This window comes from Azotobacter chroococcum (assembly GCF_004339665.1).
In the GTDB taxonomy this organism is placed as follows: domain Bacteria; phylum Pseudomonadota; class Gammaproteobacteria; order Pseudomonadales; family Pseudomonadaceae; genus Azotobacter; species Azotobacter chroococcum.
The window spans coordinates 108,848-123,913 of sequence record NZ_SMMU01000012.1 but is presented as its reverse complement, the minus strand read 5'-3'; the positions used below and the strand labels follow the sequence as shown (position 1 = coordinate 123,913).

13 protein-coding genes are annotated in these 15,066 nt (G+C 66.8%); 8 read left to right on the top strand and 5 right to left on the bottom strand.

Annotated features, from left to right (window positions below; genetic code table 11):
* Nucleotides 1-3: 3 nt before the first annotated feature.
* On the bottom strand, nt 4-1,518 hold the full coding sequence (locus EV691_RS12495; RefSeq protein ID WP_131297273.1) for an efflux transporter outer membrane subunit: 1,515 nt from the start codon (nt 1,516-1,518) through the stop codon (nt 4-6).
* Between the two features lie 187 nt (nt 1,519-1,705).
* Between EV691_RS12495 and EV691_RS12490 the strand changes: the two genes are divergently transcribed.
* Nucleotides 1,706-2,686 (top strand): LysR family transcriptional regulator, encoded by a 981-nt coding sequence (locus EV691_RS12490; RefSeq protein WP_131297272.1) that lies wholly within the window; start codon nt 1,706-1,708, stop codon nt 2,684-2,686.
* Here the strand turns inward: EV691_RS12490 and EV691_RS12485 are convergent.
* Nucleotides 2,653-3,657 (bottom strand): substrate-binding domain-containing protein, encoded by a 1,005-nt coding sequence (locus tag EV691_RS12485; protein ID WP_242672475.1) that lies wholly within the window; start codon nt 3,655-3,657, stop codon nt 2,653-2,655. The genes EV691_RS12490 and EV691_RS12485 overlap by 34 nt on opposite strands.
* Before the next feature lie 566 nt (nt 3,658-4,223).
* Entirely contained in the window at nt 4,224-5,096 is an 873-nt protein-coding gene (locus tag EV691_RS12480; RefSeq protein ID WP_131297271.1) for a BrxR family helix-turn-helix transcriptional regulator, read from the bottom strand.
* A 118-nt stretch (nt 5,097-5,214) separates the two neighbouring features.
* Between EV691_RS12480 and EV691_RS12475 the strand changes: the two genes are divergently transcribed.
* From EV691_RS12475 to EV691_RS12455, 7 genes are all read left to right on the top strand, one after another.
* The gene (locus tag EV691_RS12475; RefSeq protein WP_131297270.1) at nt 5,215-5,481 is read left to right on the top strand and encodes a hypothetical protein; all 267 of its coding nucleotides are present in this window, start codon (nt 5,215-5,217) and stop codon (nt 5,479-5,481) included.
* Between the two features lie 233 nt (nt 5,482-5,714).
* Nucleotides 5,715-6,572 carry a restriction endonuclease gene (locus EV691_RS12470; RefSeq protein WP_131297269.1) on the top strand — a complete coding sequence of 286 codons (858 nt, stop codon included), beginning with the start codon at nt 5,715-5,717 and terminating at the stop codon, nt 6,570-6,572.
* Nucleotides 6,573-6,611: 39 nt separating this feature from the next.
* Complete coding sequence (locus EV691_RS23590; RefSeq protein WP_207390129.1) at nt 6,612-8,864, top strand: DEAD/DEAH box helicase family protein; 2,253 nt, start codon at nt 6,612-6,614, stop codon at nt 8,862-8,864.
* Nucleotides 8,810-9,079 (top strand): hypothetical protein, encoded by a 270-nt coding sequence (locus EV691_RS23585; protein ID WP_207390128.1) that lies wholly within the window; start codon nt 8,810-8,812, stop codon nt 9,077-9,079. The genes EV691_RS23590 and EV691_RS23585 overlap by 55 nt, the downstream gene beginning before the upstream one ends.
* Before the next feature lie 35 nt (nt 9,080-9,114).
* Nucleotides 9,115-10,503 carry a DUF3427 domain-containing protein gene (locus EV691_RS23580; RefSeq protein WP_207390127.1) on the top strand — a complete coding sequence of 463 codons (1,389 nt, stop codon included), beginning with the start codon at nt 9,115-9,117 and terminating at the stop codon, nt 10,501-10,503.
* 13 nt (nt 10,504-10,516) lie between these two features.
* Nucleotides 10,517-11,335 (top strand): HNH endonuclease, encoded by an 819-nt coding sequence (locus EV691_RS12460; protein ID WP_131297268.1) that lies wholly within the window; start codon nt 10,517-10,519, stop codon nt 11,333-11,335.
* A gap of 71 nt (nt 11,336-11,406) precedes the next feature.
* A complete protein-coding gene (locus EV691_RS12455; RefSeq protein ID WP_131297267.1) occupies nt 11,407-12,162 on the top strand; it encodes a metallophosphoesterase in 756 nt (251 codons plus the stop codon).
* A 53-nt stretch (nt 12,163-12,215) separates the two neighbouring features.
* Here EV691_RS12455 and EV691_RS12450 read toward each other — a convergent pair whose 3' ends face one another.
* Nucleotides 12,216-12,989: a haloacid dehalogenase type II gene (locus EV691_RS12450; protein WP_131297266.1), complete on the bottom strand. Its 774-nt coding sequence runs from the start codon at nt 12,987-12,989 to the stop codon at nt 12,216-12,218.
* Nucleotides 12,990-13,081: 92 nt separating this feature from the next.
* Nucleotides 13,082-14,701, bottom strand: a complete 1,620-nt coding sequence (locus EV691_RS12445; protein ID WP_131297265.1) for a malate:quinone oxidoreductase — start codon at nt 14,699-14,701, stop codon at nt 13,082-13,084.
* Nucleotides 14,702-15,066: the final 365 nt, after the last annotated feature.

Genomic DNA, 15,066 nt, shown 5'->3' with positions numbered 1-15,066 from the left:
TCCTCAGTGACGGCCGGGGAGGTGCAGCGAAATCTCGTGAGCGTCCAGTTGCTCGGTGGCGGGGCCGCGGTCTTCCGTGAGTACGCCACCGCCGAGCGCGACCCAGAGACCGGCCTGGGCGGTCAGGTGTTCGGCGTGCACCTGCTGTTCGAGGAACTGCTGGTCGAACAGCGCGCTCTGCGCCTCGAGCACCCTGCGGTAGTCGGTCAGGCCGCGCTGGTAGGCCTCCTCGGCCAGCTTGTAGCGGCGCTCGGCGGTCTCCAGGCCGTGGCCGACGAAGATCTCCTGCTCGTGCAGCGAGTGCAGGCGGATCAACTGGTCGGACACGCCCCTGAGCGCCTCCACCAGGGTCCGGTTGTACTGCTCGACGGCGATGTCGTAGGCGGCGGTGGCCGCGCCGAGCTTGCCGCGCCGGCGGCCGCCGTCGAACACCGGCAGGCTCAGGGTCGGGCCGATGCCGTAGGTCAGCTTGCTGCCGTTGGTCAGGAAGTTCAGCACGTCGCCGGTCGTCGAGCCCGAGCCGAGGAAGGCGACCAGGTTGACGTTGGGATAGAAGTCCGCCTTGGCCACCTCGATGCCGCGCGCCTCGGCGGCCACCTGCCAGCGCCGCGCGACCACGTCCGGGCGGCGGCCGAGCAGCTCCAGCGGCAGGTTCGAGGGCAGCGCCGGCTCGCCGTGCAGCGACAGCTTCGGCCGTTCGAGCCGCGCGCCCTCGCCGGGGCCCTTGCCGGCCAGGGCGGCCAGCTGGTTGCGGGTCAGGGCGATGGCCTCGTGGATCAGGTCGATCCGGCGGTGGGCTTCCGGCAGCGGCGCCTCGGCCTCGCTGATCTCCAGCTGGGTGCCGATGCCGATCGCCAGGCGCTCGCGGGCCAGCTCCAGGAGTTGTTCGCGCTGCCTGAGCTCGGCCTCGGCGATGTCCAGCCGGGCATGGTGCAGGGCCAGCTGGATGTAGGCGCTCACCACGTTGCTCTGCAGTTCCAGCGCCGCGGCGCGTTCCTCGGTGGCCGCCAACTCGGCCAGGCTCAGGGCGCGCTCGGTGTCGCTGTGCAGGCGGCCCCACAGGTCGAGGTCGTAGTTCATGCCCAGCGACGAGGTGTTGTTCCAGCCGGTGGTGTCGCCGAGCAGGCCGGGGCCGTAGAAGTATTGGTCGGCCGGCCAGTGCTTGCGCTGCACCGAGGCGTCGAATTTCACCTGCGGCGCATGCTCGGACTCGGCGACCCCGGCCATCGCCATCGCCTGGCGCACGCGCGCGGCGGCCGTGGCCAGGTCGGGGCTGTCGGCCAGAGCCAGCTCGACCCAGGCGTTCAGTTGCGGGTCGCCATAGGCCTGCCACCACTGGTCGCGCGGCCATTCCGCCTTCCTGGCGGCCTTGCGGATCGGCTTGTCGGTGAGCAGCTTGTCGTCGTTCAGGCGCAGCGCCTGGGGAAGGATGCCTTGGCTGTTGATGCAGCCGGAGAGTGTCGAGAGCACAGCGAGCAGACTGGACAGGCAGAGGCCCGACCACAGATTGCGAGGCACTGTAGTGATCCTGATGTGCGGGAGGAGGCGGAAGATCTTGCGTTAGGTCAATTTTAGGTGGATGAACGCAAGAGAATAAGGCGACAGTTTGATGATGAATTCTGTACTAAAAAGCCATAATCCTTGGCAGACTTCCTGCCAGTAGCAGCCTGCGGCGTGCCGCCCCTCCCCAGCGGAACAGCGATCCATGGACATCCTCTCCCACATGCGCATCTTCGCCTGCGTGGCGGAAACCGGCAGCTTCACCGCCGCTGCGACCCGCCTCGACCTGACCACCTCCTACGTCTCGCGGGCGGTCGCCTCCCTGGAGACCCACCTGCGCACCCGCCTGCTGCACCGCACCACCCGGCGCATCGCCCTCACCGAGGCCGGCCAGCGCTACCTGCAGCGCTGCGAGCAGATCCTCGGCTACATCGAGGAGGCCGAGGCCGAGGCCAGCCAGGCCCATGCGTGCCCCGCCGGCAACCTGAAGGTCCATGCGGTGACCGGCATCGGCCACCACTATCTGATCAAGGCCGTCGCCGAATACAGCGAGCAGTATCCGGAGGTCAGCTTCGACCTGACCCTGGCCAACCGCACCACCGACATCCTCGAGGAAGGCTACGACGTCTCTGTGGTGACCGCGCCGGAGCTGCCGGACTCCGGCTTCATCTCCAAGCAGCTCGGCAGGATCTACAGCGTGCTCTGCGCCTCGCCGGCCTACCTCGCCCGCCACGGCCTGCCGCAGACGCCCGCCGAGCTGGCCGGGCACCGCTGCCTGCGCCTGGTCTATCCGGTGATGAGCCTCGACAGGTGGCTGCTCGACGGCCCCCATGGCGAGGAGCTGGTGACCATCAGCCAGACCCACTTCCAGGTCAACACCGTCGACGCCATGACCGTGGCGCTCAAGGCCGGCATGGGCATCGGCGCCCTGCCGGTCTACTCGGCGCTGGAGAGCCTGCAGAACGGCAGCCTGGTGCGCGTGCTGCCGGAGTACACCCTCTATCCGCTCGGGGTCTATGCGCTGTACCCGTCGCGGCAGTATCTGGATGCCAAGATCCGCACTTGGGTGGAGTTCCTGCGCGACTACATTCCGCGCCACCTGGAGGCCGACCTGCGCAGCCTGGGCGAGTGCAGCCGGCCCGAGCGGGTGTCTCAGGGCTCTGCCGGCGCAGTGCCGGGCAGGTAGACCTGACTGTCGACGAGGATCTGCCCGGCGACGGGCTGGCCTTGCGCCAGACGCTTGAGCATGTGGTAGCTCTGCCGGCCGATCTCGCGGCTCTTCGCCCCCACATAGGCCTGCACCAGGCCGTCGTCGAGCAGCGCGAGCTGGCGCGCGTCGGGCTCGTCGGCGGTGATGACGATGGCCGGGCGCCTGCCCCTGGCGTCGAGTTCGGCGAGCAGCGGGCTGAGTCGCCGGCGGAAGGCTTCGGCGTCGTAGATCGGCCAGCTGCCGACGGCGACGATCGCATCGAGTTCCGTGGCCTGCAGCAGGGTGGCGAGCTGGCGCAGGGCGTTCTCCTGATTGTCGGCGGTGTACAGCGGACAGCGTTTCACCTCGCGCCAGCCATTCTCGCCGGCCAGCCGTTCGGCGCCGTCCGCGCCCTGGACGCCGCGCAGCTGCTGGCGGATGCCGGCCAGGCGCTCGCGCAGGTTGGGGTCCTGCTGGCTGCTGTTGAGGATGCACAGCCTGCCGCCCTGCGGTCTGAAGCGCTGGACGAGCAGGCCGAGCTGCCGGCCGAAGGCCAGGTTGTCGATGCCGACGTAGCCGCGGCGCAGATGCCGCTCGGCCGGCGCCAGGTCCGAATCGAAGGTGATCAGCGGCGTCCGGCCCAGGTGCTTGAGCGCGTGCTCGGCCAGCCAGCGGGAATGGGTCACCGACAGGGCGATGCCGTCCAGGCCGCGGCCGAGGGCCTGCTCCAAGGCCTCGTTCTGCCGGCGGAAATGCGCCGGACCCGAGGCGCCCAGCAACAGACAGGTGTCGCCTTCGGCCGCGGCGGCTTCGGCGCAGCCCTGGCCGACCTCGAGGAAGAAATGCTGATCGGTCCGCTTGGCGAGCAGCGCGAACTGCAGGGCCTCGGCGCTGGCGAGGGGAGCGAGCAGCAATGCGCTGAGCAGACCTGCAAGGCAAGGCAGCGGGTGAAAATACAGCCTGTTCACACCGAATCCTTAGCAGGCGGCAGCATCCTGGCGGACCGACCATGCTCTTATCGTTTCTTTAGAGTGGAAAGCCCGCCTTGGACGAACCCCATCCTGCCGCATCCGGCGATACCGAGATGAAGGTAGTGTAGCGATGGTGGTTTCTGATGTGTTAGCTGGTCGGTCGCCGGCGGGCTTGGCCGCGCGCTCCGGCAGCCGTCGGTCGGGAGATTTTCTCGCGGACAAAACAAAGGAGGCGGGGGTAACCCCGCCTCCTTGTCTGTTTCGCGCTTCCCTGTATCACCATCCTGGTGAATCGCCGTCCTGCGATGTCCCTGACCGCCATCCTTGCCAGCCTGAGTCGCTCCGTCGACCTGGAATTGATATTAGCGCCGCGGCCGGCCGCGACAACCGGGCGAAAATGGCTGCCCGGCCGCCTCTTGTGTTGCACTGCAATAAGAGTGTTCCGTTCTTTCAAGGATTTGGCATTTAGCCGGTATGGTTATGGCGGGGCTTTCATCCATTTTCGCTGACCGTATGTATAGCCGATGGCTTACAAAAAGCGGCAGAAAGCGGGAGAAAATGCCCTACTTGTACAGCCAACGTGCGAGTTCCTCCAGGTTGGCCACCACGATCTGCTGGGCGGCGGCCTTAGGCTCGATCTTGGTGGTGTCGATCTGGAAGCGCTGCAACACATACTGCACCAGGGCGCCGCGGCTGGCGACCGCCAGGTACCCGTCGCGCATGCCGTAGTCGGTCTCGATGATCGCCCGCTGCTCCGCACTGAGGCGCGGGTCCGGCTTGATGCGGAGGGTCACCGCGGCATTCCAGCCCTCGTCGCCGGCGCGGCCGTGGCTTGAGGCGTCCAGCAGCCCCGGCACGCCGCGCAGGCGGCTCAGCACGAAGTCCCGGTAGGCGCGGTTCTTCTCGCAGTAGGCGCGCACGTGCCAGCGCATCCCGGTGTAGACCAGCGTATGGGGAGCGATCAGGCGCACCTCCGGCAGTGGATTGGCCAGGGACACGTACTCGGTTTCCAGGCGCAGCCCCTCGCGGCAGGCCTTGAGCAGCGGTCGCAGCACCTCGGCGCGCACCGTGCGGTCGGGCACCCGCAGCACCTCGGTATGCGCATAGGCCAGGGCCAGGCCCTCGATGTGCGGCGCACGCTCGTGGCTCTGGTTCAGCAGGTGCAGGTAGGCGTCGGCGCTGTCGTCGATGAACAGAGGCTTGAACTTCGCCGCGGGCACATAGCCCTTGAGGCGGCGGTCATATGTAAGGTTTTCGGGCGCATGTTCGGTGATGTAGGTATTGATGTCCTTGGATGCCTGCTGCCGGCTGATGCCGAAGCTCTGCATCAGGTGCTGCGTGGTCAGCCGCCCCTCCCACCAGGCGACCGTCTCGATCAGCCGATAGCGCAATGCCAGGTCCCAGCGCACCTGGGCAATCGATTGTTCCCGTTTCATGACCTCTCCATCCGTACGAAAACTTTACCTGTACAAGTCTACATTCTAGATATGTCTTTTAAGGCTACATATCCTGCCGCGGTCATTCGGGACGTACTGCCGGAGCAGGAGAGAGGGAATGGAAGTCATGTGGCAGCTGTGGGGAGCGGGCGGCGTGCTGCTGGCCAGCCTGTCGGTGCCGGGCCTGCTGCTGCAGGGCCAGCAGGTCCGCGGCCTGAAGGAAAGGCTCGCCGAGGCCCGGGCCGCCCTGGAGCGCCTGCGCATCAGGGAGCTGGAGCTGGAGCAGACGTGCCGCGCGTTGCGCTCGGAACTGCGTGCGGAGCGGGCGCGCAGCGAGCGGCTGGAAATGCAGCTGAGGCTGCTGCGGCAATGGACGGTGAAATAGGTTGAAATGCTGTGCCCGGCCTGGCTGGCCAGGGGGTTTTGTGGTCAATGGCCGTGATATTGCAGTAATCTTGCGGCCCGATCTCCCGCGGACAGTGATTCAGTCCAGCGCTTGCCTCGCCTGCCAGGGAACCGGCGGCAGGATGGACGACCGCAGCGTCGCCCACCGCACCGCATGTTCTCCTGGCAAGGCTCCTGAACAGCGGCGCACCACCGCCCGACAGGAGCCCCTCGTTGCCCCGAAGAAAATTCTCGCCCGTCGCCGGCCTGATCCAGCTCTGCGCCCTGCTGCCCTGGTGGCTGAGCCTGCCCGCCGGCCTCGGCGCGTGGTGGTTTCTGCATCCCCTGGCCGCGCAGGGGGCGCTGCCCACGCTGGACAGCCTGGCCCTGCCCGACAGCCTGGCGGAGCTGGAAAAACTCGTGCAGGACCTGCGCCGCGATCCGCAGCAGGCCCTGGAACCGCTCGTGCCGCTCGCCGCCTGGGCCGGCCAGTACCTGCTGCCCGGCCTGCTGGGCCTCGGCGCGCTGCTGTCGATCGGCCGGCAAATGAAGCGCGGCTGGCTGTTTCGCAAGGCGCTGAACAACCCGGCAGCCGTTTCCGACGGGATCGACTGGCAGCAGTTCGAGCGCCTGGTCGGCGAGGTGTTCCGCCGCCAGGGCTATGCCGTCGAGGAAACCGGCAACGCCGGTCCGGACGGCGGCGTCGACCTCGTCGTGCGCAAGGGCCGCAAGCGGTTTCTGGTGCAGTGCAAGCAGTGGCGCGCCCTCAAGGTCGGCGTCAAGGTGGTGCGCGAACTCTACGGGGTAGTCGCGGCGCAGGGCGCAGCCGGCGGCTTCGTGGTGACCTCCGGGAGCTTCACCGAAGATGCCCGGCAGTTCGCCGCCAGCTGCAAGCTGACCCTGATCGATGGCGAAACCCTCGACTACTGGATCGCCGGAGCGGCCGGCCGCTCGGCCCCGGAAGCCTCGGTGCGCCATTGCCCGCTCTGCCGCTCGCCCATGGTGCGGCGCACGGTCAAGCGCGGCAGCAAGGCCGGTACCCAGTTCTGGAGCTGCTCGAACTACCCGGAGTGCCGGGGGACGCGGGGGTGACGGGCAGTTGAAGCCCTACACGTACAAGGATGCACAGCGTTGAGCGATACGCACGATTACTACGAGCGCAATGCCCGGCGGTTTTTCGAGGAAACCGTGGCGGTAGAGATGGACGAACTGCACGAGCGGTTTCTCGCGCCCATTCCCGCCGGCGGCCATCTCCTCGACGCCGGCTGCGGCTCGGGGCGCGATGCACGCGCGTTCCTCGCACGCGGCTACCGGGTCAGCGCTTTCGATGCCTCGCCGGCGCTGGCGCAACTGGCCGGCGAACACCTGGGCCAGCCGGTAGCCGTGTGCCGCTTCGCCGAGTTCGAGGGGGAGGCGCTCTACGACGGCATCTGGGCCTGCGCCAGCCTGCTGCACCTATCCCCGGCCGAGATGCCGGAGGCGCTGGCGCGCCTGTGGCGGGCGCTCAAGCCGGGCGGCGTGTTCTATTGCAGCTTCAAGCTCGGCCAGGGCGAGCGCGAGCAGCAGGGCCGGCAGTTCACCGATGCCGACGAGGCGCGGCTGGGCGCCTGGCTGGCAACCCTGGATGCGGTGGCCGATATTCAGTTCTGGCGCAGCGCCGACCGGCGTTCCGAGCGTAGCGAGCAATGGCTCAACGCTCTGATCCGTCGCGCCGCCGCTCCTGTAGCGAGCCTAGTCACAGGTGGGGACAGCGATCCTTTCCTGCCGCATCTCTGCGCCGCCATCCACGCCGCCGACGAGATCGACCTGGCGGTGGCCTTCGTCAAGACGACCGGTCTGCGCCTGTTGTTGCCCGATCTGCTCGCTGCCTTGGGGCGTGCGGGCGAAGAGGGCTATCCTGGGCCGGCGGCCCGCGTACGCATCCTCACCAGCGATTACCTCGACATTACCGACCCGGACGCCCTACGCCGGCTGATGCTCCTGCAGGAGCAGGGTGCCCAGGTGCGCGTCTACGAGACTGGCGCTAGCAGCTTTCACCTGAAGGCCTACCTGTTCGCCGGCCAAGACGGGAATGGTCGGTTGCGCGGCCAGGCTTTCATCGGTTCCAGCAACATCAGCCGCCAGGCGCTGACGGATGGTCTGGAATGGAACTACCGCATCGACTATCCCGGCGATGCCGGCTTTCTCGAGGCGCGCAGCCGCTTCGAGGAACTATTCGCCCAGCCCCGCGCCAAGCCGCTGAGCCATGCCTGGATCAACGACTACGAGGCGCGGCGCATTCCACCGCCGCGCGCCGTTGCGCCAGGCAGCCAGGAAGTGGAGTCGCCGCCAGCGCCGACCGAGGTGCAAGTCGAAGCGCTCGAAGCCTTGGCGCAAACCCGTAAAGACGGCTTTCTGCGCGGCCTGGTGGTGCTCGCCACCGGTCTTGGCAAGACCTGGCTGGCGGCCTTCGACGCCATCCAGGCCGGTGCCCGGCGCGTGCTGTTCGTCGCCCACCGCGAGGAGATTCTCGACCAGGCGGCGGAGACCTTCCTGCGCATCCGGCCGAGTTGGCGGGTCGGCTTCTATCGCGGCCAGCAGCGCGACAGCCAGGCGGACGTGCTCTGCGCCTCGATCCAGACCCTGGGCCGTGCCGCGCATCTGGAGCGCTTCGCAGCGCAGCACTTCGATTACCTGGTCATCGACGAATTCCACCACGCCGCCGCGCCGACCTATCGTCGCCTACTCCAGCACTTCGCCCCGGCCTTCCTGCTCGGCCTGACGACGACGCCGGACCGTACCGACTGCTCGGACATCCTCTCGTTGTGCGACGACAACTTGGTGTTCGAGACTCACCTGTTTCGCGGTATCGAGAGCAAGCTGCTGGTGCCTTTCCACTACTACGGGGTCTTCGACGAGGACGTGGACTACCGGGAGATTCCCTGGCGCAACGGCCGCTTCGACCCCGAGCTGCTGGCCCACAAGCTCGCCACCTTGGGCCGTGCCCGGCATGCGCTGAACAGCTGGCGCCTGCATGCCCAGCGCAAGACCCTGGCGTTTTGCGTGTCGATCCGCCATGCCGAGTTCATGGCCGCGCAGTTCCTCAAGCACGGGGTCGCGGCGGCAGCGGTCTACGCCCATTCCGGGCTGTCGCGGGGCGAAGCGCTGGAGCAACTGGCCGACGGCCGCCTGCAGGTGATCTTCTCGGTCGACCTGTTCAACGAAGGCGTTGACCTGCCAGCCATCGACACCGTGATGATGCTGCGACCCACTGAATCGAAGATTCTCTTCCTGCAGCAGTTGGCCGCGGCCTGCGCAAATCGCCGGAAACGGGCAAGGACAAGCTGGTGGTGCTCGACTTCATCGGTAACCACCAGAGCTTCCTGCACAAGCCCCAGGCCCTGATGGGCCGGAGCATGAACCACCGGCAACTGGCCGAATACGCGCGTGCCGCCGAGGAGCGCCGGCTGGCGTTGCCCGACGGTTGTTTCGTCAACTACGACCTGCAACTGATCGACTTCCTCAAGACCCTGGACGGCAGCAGTCTCCAGCAGGACTACCAGGCCTGCGCGAAAACTACCAGGCCCTGCGCGAAAGCCTGGGTCGACGCCCCACGCTGAGCGAGTTCTACCGCTCCGGCGCGAACCTCAAGGAGATGCGCCAGCAGTTCGGCGACTGGTTCTCGCTGCTGGAGAACATGGGTGATCTCGACGAAGCGGAGTGCGCGCTACTCGCGGCCCATCGGGAGTTCCTGCGCGAGCTGGAAATCACCGCTATGACCAAGAGCTTCAAGATGGTCTTGCTGGAGGCCTTTCAGGAGCTGGATGGCTGGCGCCAGGCGCCGGCGTTCGCCGAGCTGGCGGAGCGCTCCTGGCAGGTGCTGCGGCGGCGCCGGCCCTTGCTGGCGGACCTGCCGCCCGAGCAGGCGCAATTGGCCAGCGGCCGCGAGCCGCAATGGCTGCGCTATTGGATGAGTAACCCGGTCAATGCCTGGATTGGCGAGAACCGCAAAGCCGGCGAAAAACGCTACTTCACGGCACAAGATGAACGCTTCGCGCCGCTATTTCAGGTGGCCGAAGAGGATCGGGAGCGCTTCGCCGAATGGGTGCAGGAGTTGGTCGACTACCGTCTGGCGGCTTATGCAGGACGCCAGTCTGTCCGGACTGCACCGGTGGTCGCCTTGCCCGTCGTCCCACAGATGGGCACCGAGCTGCCGTACTTCCCCAACCTGAAGATCGCCCGCGGCCACTTCAAGACCGGCCGCGCCGATTGCGAGGAGTACCGCCTGCTCGGCGAGGGCTTCGGCCGCCTCGATCCCATCCGTCACTTTATCGCCCGGGCCTCGGGCAACTCGATGAACGGCGGCAAACACCCGATCCGCGACGGCGACTATCTGCTGCTGGAGCATGTCAGCCCGAGCAGCGCCGGCTCCATCACCGGCGCTACCCTGGCCATCGAGCGCCAGGACGAAGCGGGCGATAACCAGTACCTGCTGCGGGTGATCCACAAGGCGGTGGACGGCAGCTACTTCCTGCGCGCCAACAACCCCGACTATGCCGATATAGCGGTCGACGATGGCTTGACCGAACAACTGCGCACCTTCGCCCGGTTCAAGGCGGTGCTCGACCCGCTGCAGCTTGCAGTCGGACAACGGCTGCTGCGCGAGGAGATTCCGGCGCTGTTCGGCGAGACGTTCAATCCGGGCAACTGGAATTCCGGGCATGTATTCCTGCCGGAAGCCAAGGCCCATGTGCTGCTGGTCACGCTGAACAAACAGGGCAAGGCCGACGAGCACCGCTATCTGGATCGCTGGGTCGACGAGCGAACCTTTCATTGGCAGAGCCAGAACAAGACTACTCCGGAGGGCAAGCGCGGTCGGGAAATCATCGACCACGAGAAGCGTGGCCTCTCCATCCACCTGTTCGTGCGAGAGAACAGACTGGAAAACGGCAAGGCCGCGCCTTTCGTCTATCACGGGCCGGTGCGCTATCGCAGTCATAGCGGCAGCGGGCCGATGAGTGTGGTGTTCGAGGTGATGGGCTGAGAAGCGAAAAACGATGAACTCGAACCGCTGGACCATCGATCAGCTCAAGCTGGCTTTTCACCTGTATTGCCGCTTGTCTTTCGGTCAGTTGCATCAGGGAAATCCCGAGGTTGTCGAACTGGCTGGCTTGATCGATCGCACGCCTTCGGCGGTGGCGATGAAGCTGTGCAATTTCGCCAGCCTCGACCCGGCCATCGTTGCCAGTGGGCGTAAGGGCTTGGCGGGGGCCTCCCGGCTGGATCGACAGGTTTGGGAGCTTTTTCAGGCCGACTGGGAGGGCTTGGCCGTGGAATGCGTGCAGTTGCGCCAGGCTTTGCGCGCCGAGCGTGGGCTTCCGCCCGAGGAAGAGGACGAGGCGATCGACATGCCCGAAGACTTCACCGGCGCGACCCGGCAGGTGCTCATCGAGCAGCGGATCAAGCAGCAGTTCTTCCGCCGCGCGGTGCTCGGCAGCTATGCGGGGCGCTGCTGCATGTCCGACCTGGCCGAGCCCGGCCTGCTCATCGCCAGCCATATCGTCCCCTGGCGCCAGGACCCAGCGAACCGCCTCAACCCCGCCAATGGACTATGCCTTTCGGCCTTGCACGACCGGGCCTTCGATCAGGGCCTGCTGAGCCTGGACGACGATTACCGCATCCTGCTCGCCGAGCCGTTGCGTCGAAATGCCGATCCCTTCGTGCGCCAGGTGTTGCAACCGTTGGCCGGTCGCCCGATCAGGCTGCCGGAGCGCTTCAGGCCAGAGGCCCGCTTCGTCGCCTGGCATCGGCAGCATGTGTTCGTCGATAGCGGTATCGGCGACTCTGCCGCTGTGAGCAGCGGCGACTTCGTATAAGTAGCCGCGGCCATCCACCTCCCCGCAACACTGCCCGGCTATAGTCCTCTGAGACGTCAAGGAGCAGTCCCATGCGCATCCATATCCTCTCCGACCTGCACAACGAACTGTCCCCCTTCACCCCGGCGCCGGTGGCGGCGGATGTAGTGGTGCTGGCCGGCGATATCGACGTCGGGGCGCGGGGGGTGGCGTGGGCGCGGCGGGCGTTCGATTGCCCGGTGCTCTATGTGCCGGGCAATCACGAGTATTACGGCGGCGATCTGCAGGCGATTCTGGCGCAGCTGCGCGAGGCGGCCGACGAGCAGGTGCGGGTGCTGGATTTCGATGAGGTGGTGCTGGGCGGGGTGCGCTTTCTCGGCGTCACCGCCTGGACGGATTACCGGGCGACCGGCGAGGAGGCGGCGGCGCGGCAGGTGGCGCAGCGGCGGGTCTCGGACTTCCGGCAGATCCGCTGGGGCGCGGAGGCGCGCGAACCCATGCCCGAGGATTTCGCCGCCCTGGCCACGGCCTCCCACGACTGGCTGCGCGACTCGCTGGCGCAGCCCTTCGTCGGACCCACGGTGGTGATCAGCCACCATGCGCCGTCGCTGCGCTCGATCGCCGGCCATCCCTACGCCGGCACGCCCCTCGATGCGGCCTTCGTCAACGCCTGGGACGAGCTGATGGGCGATGGCCTCGATCTGTGGATTCACGGCCATACCCATTACGCGGTCGACTACCAGGTCGCCGGCACCCGGGTGATCTCCAATCCGCGCGGCTACGCGGGCGAGCAGGTCGCCTTCGATCCGTGCTGCGTGGTGACGCTGGAGGAGAGCGGGGTGGCCTGAAGGCTTTGCCCGGTGAAGTCCCGCCGGCTCTCCCGCTCTGTTCAGTTCATCATTCAGGGACGCTTGCCGAGCACTGCGGCCAGCTCGCGGATGTCCTTGACCGTGCGGTCTGGCTCGGCGGCCAGCGGATAGAGGGTCTGTCCGGGGCGGGCGACGAAGATCGCCGGCATGCCGGCGGCCTTGGCGCCGGCGACGTCCCAGCCGTGGGCTGCGACCAGCAGCGTTTCTTCCAGCTTGACGCCCATCCGTTCGGCGGCCCAGCGGTAGGTCCGCAGGTGCGGCTTGTAGAGCTTGATCTCCTCGATGCTCAGGTTGTCGGCGAACAGGTCCGCCAGCCCGGCATTCTCGAGTTGCGTCTGCACCCCGCGGCGGGTGGAGTTGGTCAGGGTGACCAGGGTGTAGCCCTGGTTCTTCAGCGCCTGCAGGCCTTCGCGCACCTCGGGGTGGGCCGGCAGCCTGAGCAGGGGGGTGACGATCGCGCTGCGGGCCTGCTGCTCGGTCAGTGCGATGCCGTTGTTCCTGGCCACCATCATCAGCGCGGCGCTGCCGACCGTGCCGAAGTCGTGGTAGTTCTCGGTGGCGCTTTCGACCAGCGAGTGGTGCAGCATGGTCGAGAACCACAGTGGCAGCAGCTCCTGCCGGCCGCCCAGGGCGGCGCCGACCGACTGGCGCATGGACTCCAGGTCGAGCAGGGTTTCGTTCACATCGAAGAAGATGACCTTGGGTTTCGGGCTGGTCTGCCCTGGAGCGGATTCGGCCAGGGCCGGCTGCAGGCCGGCCATGAGGAAGGCCAGCAGCAGCGTCAGGAGGATATGCAGGGGACGCATCGGGAGTTCCTTGTCGATGGGGACGGTGTCTGTTTCGGGAGGCCGAAAAAAACATCCCCCTCAGGGCGAGGGGGAGATCGGGGCGGGGCGGCTTACAGGGCCGCCTGGGTGAGCTGCGGAGCGGCGGCTTCGGCCTGGGCCTCGGCGGCTTCCGGCTCGACCGGCATGAAGTTCAGCTGCAGGCGCTCGCTGGTCATGGCGCGGACGCTGTTGGTCAGCTCGAGGTTGTTGTCGAGCTTCTGGCCGTAGGAGGGAATGATTTCCTTCAGCCTGGCCTGCCACTCGGCGGTCTTGATCTTGTCCTTGAAGGTCTTCTCCAGCACGGTGAGCATGATCGGCGCGGCGGTGGAGGCGCCCGGCGAGGCGCCCAGCAGCGCGGCGATGCTGCCGTCCGCGGCGGCCACGACCTCGGTGCCGAACTGCAGGACGCCGCCTTTCTCCGCATCCTTCTTGATGACCTGCACGCGCTGGCCGGCGTCGAGCAGTTTCCAGTCCTCGGACTTGGCTTCCGGGAAGTATTCGCGCAGCTCTTCGATGCGCTCTTCCTGGCTGAGCATCAGCTGGCCGATCAGGTAGGTGCTGAGCGGCAGGTTGTCGAGGCCGGCGTGCATGATCGGCATGAAGTTGTCCGAACTCAGCGAGCGCGGCATGTCCAGCAGCGAGCCGTTCTTCAGGAACTTGGTGGAGAAGGTGGCGAAGGGGCCGAAGAGAAGCGCCCGCTTGCCGTCGATCACGCGGGTATCGAGGTGCGGCACGGACATCGGCGGGGCGCCGACGGAGGCCTTGCCGTAGACCTTGGCCAGGTGACGCTCGACGACTTCGGGGTTGCTGGTGTAGAGGAACTGGCCGCCCACCGGGAAGCCGGCGTAGCCGTCGGCCTCGGCAATGCCGGTCTTCTGCAGCAGCGGCAGCGCGCCGCCGCCGGCGCCGATGAACACGAACCGGGCCTTGATGGTCTTTTCCTCGCCGCCCTTGGCCAGGTCGGCGACCGTCACGCTCCAGGTGCCGTCGTCGTTGCGCTCGAAGTCGCGCACCTCGTGCCTGAGGTTCAGCGTGACGTCGTCGTGTTTGGTCAATGCGCCCATCAGCTGGCGGGTGATCTCGCCGAAGTTGACGTCGGTGCCGATCGGCATGCGGGTCGCGGCGACCTTCTGGTCGGCCGGGCGGCCTTCCATCACCAGCGGCGCCCACTGCTTGATCGTCGCGTGGTCTTCGCTGTACTGCATGCCGCGGTACAGCGTGCTGTGCTGCATCGCCTCGTGGCGCTTCTTCAGGAAGGAGACGTTCTCGTCGCCCCAGACGAAGCTGATGTGCGGCACGTCGTTGATGAAGGATTTCGGATTGCTCAGCACGCCCTTCTCGACCTGGTGGGCCCAGAACTGCCGGGAGATCTCGAAGGATTCGGTGACCGCCAGCGCCTTGCTGATGTCGACGTGGCCGTCGGGCTTCTCGGGGGTGTAATTCAGCTCGCAGAACGCCGCGTGGCCGGTGCCGGCGTTGTTCCAGGGGTTGGAGCTCTCCTCGGCAACCTGGTCGAGGCGTTCGTAGATGTCGATCGTCCAGTCGGGCTCCAGTTCCTTGAGGTAGGTGCCGAGGCTGGCGCTCATGATGCCGCCGCCGATCAGCAGGACGTCCACGGTCTTTTCCGCGTCGTCCTGTTTGGCACAGCCGACGATGCTGGCGCACAGGAAAGTCAGTAACAGTTTTTTCATAAGACGGACCCGTTGAAGTTGTAAGTAGGTTTCGCAAGGCTCCGGCGGGCACGGGTTGGCGCGCTGCCGATGGCCGGTCGGGATCGCCGACATGGCCTGCCGCTACTGTCGATGAAGCTGTCGCATCCGGATCAACTGTTGTTCTTGTTCGGCACGTCCAGAACGGCCGCGCGGGCGCGCAAGGCCGTCAGAACCTGCTTCTCCTGGAGGGCGGCACCCGACCGCGGTCGGGCGCGCACCCGTCGATGCGCTGGCCTCCGTTTCCGGAAGGCTTTCGTCGGTGGATGCAGGGCCGTCCCGCATCGCACGAAGGTGCAAGGAGCAGGATGTGTGCCATTCACCTGAAAGCGCCGAAAATCCATGCT